The sequence below is a fragment of the Micromonospora sp. NPDC047753 genome (assembly GCF_040642735.1).
GTDB lineage: Bacteria > Actinomycetota > Actinomycetes > Mycobacteriales > Micromonosporaceae > Micromonospora.
Map to the genome: position 1 here is coordinate 1 of NZ_JBEYSL010000297.1, position 8,422 is coordinate 8,422.

An 8,422-nucleotide genomic window follows, 5' to 3' on the forward strand; every position below is an offset into this window, starting at 1 on the left:
GGCCCGCCCGGCCGGCACCACCGAGTACGCGGACCCGCACACCGGCACCACCCGCACCTGGGAGTACGGCACCTGGACCTCGCCGGTGACCCGGGTCGGGTTCGACGCCACCGAACTGATCGCCTCCTGGAACGCGGAGACCCCCGCCGGCACCTGGATCCAGGTGGAGATGCAGGGCAGCTACACGAGCGGCGACCAGACCCCGTGGTACGTCCTGGGTCGCTGGGCGTCCGGCGACACCGACATCCGGCGGACCAGCGTCAACCGGCAGGGCGACCCCTGGTCGACGATCTGGACCGACACCTTCAGCATCGACGACGCCACCGCCGGGGTGCTGCTGCGGTCGTACCAGCTCAAGCTGACCCTCTACCGCGCTCCCGGGCAGAGCGCCGCCCCGGTGGTCCGGATGCTCGGCGCGATGAGTTCCACGGTGCCGGACCGGTTCACGGTGCCGCCGAGCGCCGGACACATCGCCTGGGGCCGGGAACTGCCGGTGCCGCGTTACTCGCAGAACGTGCACTCCGGGCACTACCCCGAGTACGACGGCGGCGGCGAGGCGTGGTGCTCACCCACCTCGACGGAGATGGTCGTCGAGTACTGGGGTCGCCGACCGTCGGCGGCCGACACCTCCTGGGTGGACCCCACCTACCCCGACCCGACCGTCAACCACGCCGCCCGGATGACCTACGACTACGCGTACGACGGCGCGGGCAACTGGCCGTTCAACACCGCGTACGCGGCCAGCTTCCCCGGGCTGGAGGGCCGGGTGACCCGGCTGCACTCGCTGGACGAGCTGGAGCGTTTCATCGCCGCCGGCATCCCCGTCGTGACCAGCCAGTCATTCCTCGCCAGTGAGCTGGACGGGGCGAACTACGGCACCTCCGGGCACCTCTTCGTGGTGGTCGGCTTCACCGCCGACGGCGACGTGATCGTCAACGACCCGGCCTCGTCCAGCAACGACGTCGTGCGCAACGTCTACAAGCGTGCGCAGTTCGAGCAGATCTGGCTGCGCACCAAGCGCACCAACGCCAGCGGCGGCGTCTCCGGCGGCTCGGGCGGCATCGCGTACCTGATCAAGCCCACCACAAAGCCCTGGCCCAAGGTCCCCGGCTCCACCAACTGGTAGACCCGGATGCGGTTGATCATGAAGTTATTGCCCGACCGATCGGCGTGTCGTGGCAATAACTTCATGATCAACGCGGGGAGTCTGGGGTTTGGGTGGGGGGGTCTGGGGTGGGGGTTTGGGTTTGGGCTTGGTCTTCCCCGGCCAGGGCGGAGCGGAGGCGTTCCTTCTCGGTGCGGCGGCGCTCGGCTGCTTCGGCGATCTCCCCGGCCATCTCGTCCCGCCAACCACGCAGCAGGAAGAAGGAGAGCGCGGCGGAGAACACCAGCGCCAGCATCAGCTTCAGGAACACGTTCATGTCGACCAGCCAGAGGCCCGCCAGCACTGCGACGAACAGCCCGATCCGGCCCAGCGTGTACTTGAGCGCGGCACTCACCTGCACCACTCCGTTCTCTCCGTCGCCCGCCACTGCCGGCGGAAGGGTCGAGCCGCCCGACGGGCGGTCGCGGTCAGCCGGTCCGGCGGGCCAGCCAGCGGACACCCGGGAACCAGAGGGCCGCGTACGCCACAGTGAACGCCGCCGCCGCCAACGCCCCGGAGAGCAGCGGCGGCAACCCCGCACCCAGACCGGCGATCAGCAACCCTGCGAACACCCCGACGGCAGCGGCGACCACCGCCGCCACCACCCGGGCGGCGCCGAACTCCCAGGCCCGGAAGTCGTCCCAGAACAGCCAGGCCGGCAGGATCACCGCCAGCCAACCGTTCGTGTGCCCGAAGTCGCCGGCGCCGATCGAGGCGAACGCCCAGTCGAACAACACCAACGCGAGCACGCCGATGACCAGGCCGGCCAGGCACACCCCGAGCAGATCGCCCAGGGTACGGATGCGGCCCTCGGCGTCCCGGCGGGGAAACCCGCTCTGCGGCTCAGGTCCTCGTTGCTCGGTCATCGACTGCGAGGGTACGTGGTGGCTCAGGCCCAGACCTGCTGCGGCTCGGCGCGCCGCTCGGCCAGCGACGGGGCCTTGTCGTACTCCCGGACCACGTTGTAGCGGGTGTCCCGCTCGACGGGCTGGAAGCCGGCGTCCCAGATCAGGTGCAGCAGGTCGTCCCGGTGCATGGTGTTCGGGGTGCCGTACGAGTCGGCGTCGTGAGTGATCTTGTATTCGACGACGGAGCCGTCCAGGTCGTCCACGCCGAAGTTCAGCGAGAGCTGGGCGACCGACAGCCCATGCATCACCCAGAAGTTCTTCAGGTGCGGCACGTTGTCGAAGAGCAGCCGGGAGACGGCGAACGTCTTCAGCGACTCGGCCGGCGAGGCCATCGTGGTGCGCGCCTGGATCCGGTTGCGGATCTTGCCGTCCGCCGAGTCGACGAAGTCGTGCTGGTAGCGCAGCGGGATGAAGACCGCGAAGCCGCCGGTCTCGTCCTGCAACTCGCGCAGCCGCAGCACGTGGTCGACGCGGTGCCGGGGCTCCTCGATGTGGCCGTACAGCATCGTCGCCGGGGTCTTCATGCCCTTGCTGTGCGCCAGGGCGTGGATGCGCGACCAGTCTTCCCAGTGGCAGGCGTGGTCGACGATGTGCTGTCGGACCTCCCAGTCGAAGATCTCCGCGCCGCCACCGGTCAGCGACTCCAGACCGGCGTCCATCAGCTCGTCGAGGATCTCGTCGGCGCTCAGGCCGCTGATCTTCTCGAACCACTGCACCTCGGTCGCCGTGAAGCACTTGAGCTTGACGTTCGGCAGCGCCGCCTTCAGCTCGCGCAGCACCTTCGGGTAGTAACGCCAGGGCAGCGTGGGGTGCAGGCCGTTGACGATGTGCAACTCGGTGAGCTGCTCGTCCTCCATCTCCTTGGCCTTGCGGACCGCCTCGTCGATGCGCATCGTGTACGCGTCCTTCTCGCCCGGCTTGCGCTGGAACGAGCAGTACGCACAGGACGCCGAGCAGACGTTCGTCAGGTTGAGGTGCCGGTTGACGTTGAACATCACCCGCTCGCCGTTCAGCTCGGTGCGCTTGTGGTGCGCCAGCCGCCCCAGCCAGGTCAGGTCGTCGCTCTCGTAGAGGGCGACCCCGTCCTCCCGGGTCAGCCGCTCACCGGCGTACACCTTCGCTTCGAGCTCACGCTTGAGTCCGGCGTCCATGGCACGTCCCTTCCACCTGCGGTCCGGATCGAGCGTACGTCGCGACACCGACGGGCCTGCCGGCACGGTCGCTGGCAGCGACCCACCTCACCAGACTCTCAGCCTCCCGTAACCCGACAACACATCGACATGAGTGGCGCGGTGCGGTAGTAACAAGGTGGGGCGGAACACACACACTGGTACCGTCCCGGCGGTCGCGCCCACCGAGCGCGGCGACGAGTGGTTGGACGGGGAGCGGCATGGTCTACAGCGGGCGCGGGCGACGGCAGCGACGACGGAGCCCGGTGATCTCGCCGGTCCTGCGTCCGAAGCTCTGGGCCGCCCTGCTCGGCGCGATCGCCGCAGCCGTGCTGGCCACCCCCGCGTACGCGGAGCCCGGCGTGCCGACCACAGTGCCGGACACGGGTTCGCGCCCGGCGGTCACCGGCTCGCTCCAACTGCCCGGCGGCGCGCCGGTCGCCGGCGTGCCCGCCCCTCCGGTGGTCAACATCGGCAACGGTCCGCTGGCCACTGCGATCTCCGCCGGTGAGGTCCAGGTCGGCGCGCTCGGCGAGGATTTGCTGGTGAGGCGGCAGAAACGCGTCGACGCCCAGGCGCAGCTCGACGCGGCCGGCAAGGCGCTGGCGACCGCGCAGGACGCCCTGCTCCGGGCCCAGCAGTCGGCCGACACCGCCGCCGCCGAGGCCGTCAAGGCCGCCGCCGCGCTGCCGCCGGGCGACTTCGCCCAGGACATCCGCGGGCTGAGCCGCCTCCAGGCGATCACCCGTGGCGAGAAGGTCGACGGCGGCACCACCGGCGTGGCCGGGGAGCTGTCCCGGGCCCGCGCGGGCGAGCAGGCCGCGTACCAGAAGCACAGCCAGGCCAAGGATCTGCTTGCCGCCGCCGAGGCGGAGTTCACCACCGGTGAGACGGCGCTGCGCACCGCCGAGGCGAGCCTGCTCAAGCTGCGCCGGGACAACGCCGCCGCGCTGATCGAGATCGAACGTCAGCAGGAAGCCGCCGAGCAGCAGATCGGTGCCGGCTACGTCTCCAACCAGAGCATCAGCGGCATGGCCGCGCACCCCCGGGCACTGGCCGCGGTCCGGTACGCGCTCGCCCAGCTCGGCGACCCGTACAAGTGGTCCGAGGAGGGGCCGAACCAGTTCGACTGCTCCGGCCTGATGTGGGCGGCGTACCGGTCCCCCGGCGCTGACTACTTCGACCTGCCACGGGTCTCCCGCGACCAGTACGCCGCCACCCGGGGCCGCACCGTCCCGCAGAGCGCGCTGCTCCCCGGCGACCTGCTCTTCTTCGCCTCAGGCAGCAGCTGGACAACGATCCACCACGTGGGCATGTACATCGGCAACGGCAAGATGGTGCAGGCGCCCACCACTGGCGACGTCGTCAAGATCTCGGTCGTCCGCTGGTCCCGGCTGTACGCCGCCACCCGGGTGATCGGCGCGGTGCCGGCACCGGTCGTGACCAACCCGACCCCGCCGGTGTCGACCCCGAAGCCCACCCCGTCGCCGACGAAGACCACCAAGCCGACGCCCACACCGTCGCCGACGAAGACCACCACCCCGAAGCCCACCGAGAGCGCGACGCCCACGCCGACGCCGACGCCGACGCTGACGACCACCCCGACGCCCACTCCGACCGGCAGCACCACGCCGAAGCCGTCGAGCACTGCGAGCAACCCTCCGACGACCCTGCCCCCGGCAACGACCAGCGCGCCGGCCAGCACGTCTCCGCCGACCACGCCGAAGGCCAGCACGAGCGCGTCGAGCAGTAGCAGCGCGACGGGCAGCCCCAGCGCCACGGGCTGATCCGCCACGACCGGCTCCGGCTGTCCGCTCGGGAAGATCTGTGGCACCGTGACAACCAGGCACATCCGACTCGACGTCACGGGTCCGGGTGCGAGCACGGCGCGGAGGGCGGAAATGGCCGAGCAGAGAGATCCGGCGGAGACTGTCGACCCCGTGGTCGACCAGGCCGGCCCACCAGGGCCGGACACCGTCGACCAGCCCGGCCCACCGGGGCCGGACACCGCCGAGCCGGTGGCTGCCAGCGACACCAACCCGGCTGCCACCAGCTCGACAGGCAGCGACACCAGCTCGACGAACGCCGGCTCCGCCGCCCCGGCGGACAGCGGCACCGCGGACAGCGGCACAGCGGCCAACGGTCAGGTCGGCGGTGGCACGGCAGCGGTCGTCGCTGGCGACTCGACCGACGACGCCGATGACGACGCGGCGGCCGGCGACGAGCGCCAGAGCCAGGCGGTGGCACCGGTACGCGCACGTGCCAGCGTCGTGACCGCCGGCGCTCTCCGCAGTGACCTGCCGGCCAGCGCTCCGGTCACCGCGACCACCTACCGTGCGACCGGCTCGGCCAGCCCAGCCGACGTGTCGTTGCCGGGCCAGCGAAGCGACTCCTCAGCGCCGGCCCGGGCCAGCGCCACGGTTCCGAGCAGCAGCCGGGGCACTGCCAGCGCCCTGGGCACCCCGGACCGTCGCGAGAGCGCGCCCGCCGTCTATCGAGCCGCGCCGGTGGGTGCCGAGCCGGCCCAACCTCCGACGCCGTCGACTCCGGAGCCGGAGCCGGACCCCACGCCACCCGGCCCCGGGCCGACCCAGCCGTCGCCACCGGAACCGGAGCCCGCGCCGGCCCCGGGTCCGTACCCGCCCGGTCCGGCGCCGACGCCGGGTCCCCGACCGACGCCGCCGCCCGATCCGGTTCCACCCCTTCCGGGCCCGCCGTCCCCGCCGCCCTCGCCGATGCCGCCCATCCCCGGTCCGCCGACGCCGCCCGTCCCGAGCCCGCCGCTGCCGCCACCCGGTCCGCCGGTGCCGGCACCACCGGCCCCGCCCGGCCCGATGCCGGCACCGCCGTTTCCGCCGCCGCCCGCGATGATCGACACGCCCGGCGTACGGGCCAGCGCCTCGGTCTCCGCACCACCAGCCGGGTGGTCGTCCCCCGCCGGGGTGACCCGCCCGACGTCCGGTGCCGGCTGGGCCGGTGCAGCCGTCTCCGCGCCGCCGGTGGTGCCCGCACCGGCACTGCCGAGCTGGCCACCGTCCACCGCCGGGGCACCTTCGTCGACCGCGCACGCCGGAAACTCGCGTGTGACCGCGCCGCCGAGCGGCCCGCCGGCTGGCTCCGCCGGACGGGACGCTGCCGGCGCCCGTGGTGGGCGGCGCGACAACCGCACCGACCTGGCCGGCACCGTCTACGGCAACGGCGAGGGCGCCGGCTTCACCACTGTCGCGATACCCGCCAACGCGGTGGAGAACTCCGGCTCGCTGACCGGGCACATCCTGGCCCAGGGGTGGTCCGACACGCCGGCCGAACGGTCCAGTAACGCCCGGGTGCTGATCGTCCTGGCCGCCGCTCTGGGGCTGCTGGTCGCGATCAGTGTCATGGTCGTCCTGCTGGCCGGCGACGCCCTGGACGGTCTGGTGGGCAGCGTGCTCAACGGGTGAGCCAGCGAGCGCCGGCGATGGTGAGTCCGCCCACTACGGTCGGTCAACCGACTGGCGGCTTCGCCAGACCGCCGTACACTGGTTGAGATCACTGACCCGGCGCGCGTGGTGTGCGCCCCTGGGCGATCTTGCGGGCGATCCGGCGGCACAGCCGCGGCAGGCCATCGCGAAGATGCGCCCCGCTCGAAAGGTTTTTGTTGACCACCTCTGCTGACCACAGCACCGTTACGTCCGTTTTCAACTCAGTCCCGGCGGCCGACGCCTCCCGGGAGCAGCTCGACGTCGCCCCGAGCGAGGCCGGCACCCCTGCGGTAGCGACCGCTCAGACCGAGACCGCCGAGCCGATGAGCTTCGCCGCTCTCGGCCTTCCGGAGCAGTTGGTCCGCGCGCTGGCCCAGCAGGGCATCACCAGCCCGTTCGAGATCCAGCGGGCCACCGTTCCGGACGCGCTCGCCGGCCGCGACGTGCTGGGCCGCGGGCAGACCGGGTCGGGCAAGACGCTCGCCTTCGGTCTGCCGATGATCGCCCGGCTGGCCAACCGCAACCGGGCCCGGCCGATGCGTCCGCGCGCCCTGGTCCTGGTGCCCACCCGCGAGCTGGCCATGCAGGTCAACGACGCCCTGGTGCCGTTGGGCAAGTCCGTCGGCATCTTCCTCAAGACCGCCGTCGGCGGCGTCCCGTACGACCGGCAGATCGACGCGCTGCGCCGCGGCGTGGAGATCATCGTGGCCACCCCGGGCCGACTCGGCGACCTCATCGAGCGGGGCATCTGCCAGCTCGACGACGTCGAGGTGACGGTGCTCGACGAGGCCGACCAGATGGCCGACATGGGCTTCCTGCCCGAGGTGACCGATCTGCTGGCGAAGACGCCCGCGGGCGGTCAGCGGCTGCTCTTCTCGGCCACCTTGGACGGTGACGTCGACGCGTTGGTCAAGCGGTTCATGACCGACCCGGTCACCCACTCCACGGCGCCCTCCACCGCCTCGGTGTCCACCATGGACCACCACATGCTGTTGATCCCGCCGCACGAGAAGTTCCCGGTGGCGGCCTCGATCGCCGCCCGGGACGGCCGGACCATGGTCTTCGCCCGCACGCAGCTCGGTGTGGACCGGCTGGTCGAGCAGCTCGCGGCCGTCGGCGTACGCGCCGGTGGGCTGCACGGCGGCAAGACCCAGCGGATGCGCACCAAGACGCTCGCCGAGTTCCGTGAGGGCCGGATGAACGTGCTGGTCGCCACGGACGTGGCGGCGCGAGGCATCCACGTCGACGGGGTCACCCTGGTGCTGCACGTCGACCCGCCGAAGGACCCCAAGGACTACCTGCACCGCGCGGGGCGTACCGCCCGGGCCGGCGAGTCGGGCGCGGTCGCCACGCTGGTGCTGCCCAAGCAGCGCCGTACCACCCTGGCGATGATGGAGAAGGCCGGCGTCGCGCCGGCCGAGACCCGGGTCCGGGTCGGGGACGCGGCGTTGGCCGAGCTGGTCGGCGCCCGCGAGCCCAGTGGCGTCCCGGTCCGCGTCGAGGCGGAGCCCCGGGGCTACGGCGACCGCTCGGGCGGACCGCGCCGGTTCGGCGACCGCCCGCAGGGCGAGCGGCGCTACGGCGACCGGCCCACCGGCGAGCGCCGCTTCGGCGACCGCCCGCAGGGTGACCGGAGCTACGGCGGCCGCCCGCAGGGCGACCGGAGCTACAGCGACCGGCCCACCGGCGAGCGGCGCTACGGCGACCGGCCCACCGGCGAGCGCCGCTTCGGCGACCGCC

At 72.4% G+C, this 8,422-nt stretch carries 7 protein-coding genes; 4 read left to right on the plus strand and 3 right to left on the minus strand.

Annotated elements, in window-relative coordinates:
• On the plus strand, window positions 1–1,126 hold a 1,126-nt coding region (locus ABZ749_RS22810; RefSeq protein WP_357230830.1), incomplete at its 5' end, for a C39 family peptidase.
• Window positions 1,127–1,193: 67 nt separating this feature from the next.
• Here the strand turns inward: ABZ749_RS22810 and ABZ749_RS22815 are convergent.
• From ABZ749_RS22815 to mqnE, 3 genes are all read right to left on the minus strand, one after another.
• Window positions 1,194–1,499, minus strand: coding sequence for a DUF4229 domain-containing protein (locus ABZ749_RS22815; RefSeq protein ID WP_357230839.1), 306 nt, complete (start codon window positions 1,497–1,499; stop codon window positions 1,194–1,196).
• Window positions 1,500–1,572: 73 nt separating this feature from the next.
• The gene (locus ABZ749_RS22820) at window positions 1,573–2,010 is read right to left on the minus strand and encodes a hypothetical protein (protein ID WP_355004821.1); all 438 of its coding nucleotides are present in this window, start codon (window positions 2,008–2,010) and stop codon (window positions 1,573–1,575) included.
• A gap of 23 nt (window positions 2,011–2,033) precedes the next feature.
• A complete protein-coding gene (gene mqnE, locus ABZ749_RS22825; protein ID WP_091395685.1) occupies window positions 2,034–3,203 on the minus strand; it encodes an aminofutalosine synthase MqnE in 1,170 nt (389 codons plus the stop codon).
• A gap of 239 nt (window positions 3,204–3,442) precedes the next feature.
• Between mqnE and ABZ749_RS22830 the strand changes: the two genes are divergently transcribed.
• The 3 genes from ABZ749_RS22830 to ABZ749_RS22840 all read left to right on the plus strand — a co-directional run.
• A complete protein-coding gene (locus tag ABZ749_RS22830) occupies window positions 3,443–5,008 on the plus strand; it encodes an NlpC/P60 family protein (RefSeq protein ID WP_357230833.1) in 1,566 nt (521 codons plus the stop codon).
• Window positions 5,009–5,122: 114 nt separating this feature from the next.
• Window positions 5,123–6,661, plus strand: a complete 1,539-nt coding sequence (locus ABZ749_RS22835) for a hypothetical protein (protein ID WP_357230836.1) — start codon at window positions 5,123–5,125, stop codon at window positions 6,659–6,661.
• 344 nt (window positions 6,662–7,005) lie between these two features.
• Window positions 7,006–8,422: DEAD/DEAH box helicase (locus tag ABZ749_RS22840; protein WP_357230842.1), on the plus strand; the 1,417-nt coding region annotated here is incomplete at its 3' end.

Excerpts from the sequence above, each read along its gene's own strand:
- ABZ749_RS22830 (WP_357230833.1), top strand. The coding sequence starts at position 3,443 with ATGGTCTACAGCGGGCGCGGGCGACGGCAGCGACGACGGAGCCCGGTG.
- ABZ749_RS22835 (WP_357230836.1), top strand. The coding sequence starts at position 5,123 with ATGGCCGAGCAGAGAGATCCGGCGGAGACTGTCGACCCCGTGGTCGAC.
- mqnE (WP_091395685.1), bottom strand. The coding sequence starts at position 3,203 with ATGGACGCCGGACTCAAGCGTGAGCTCGAAGCGAAGGTGTACGCCGGT.
- ABZ749_RS22820 (WP_355004821.1), bottom strand. The coding sequence starts at position 2,010 with ATGACCGAGCAACGAGGACCTGAGCCGCAGAGCGGGTTTCCCCGCCGG.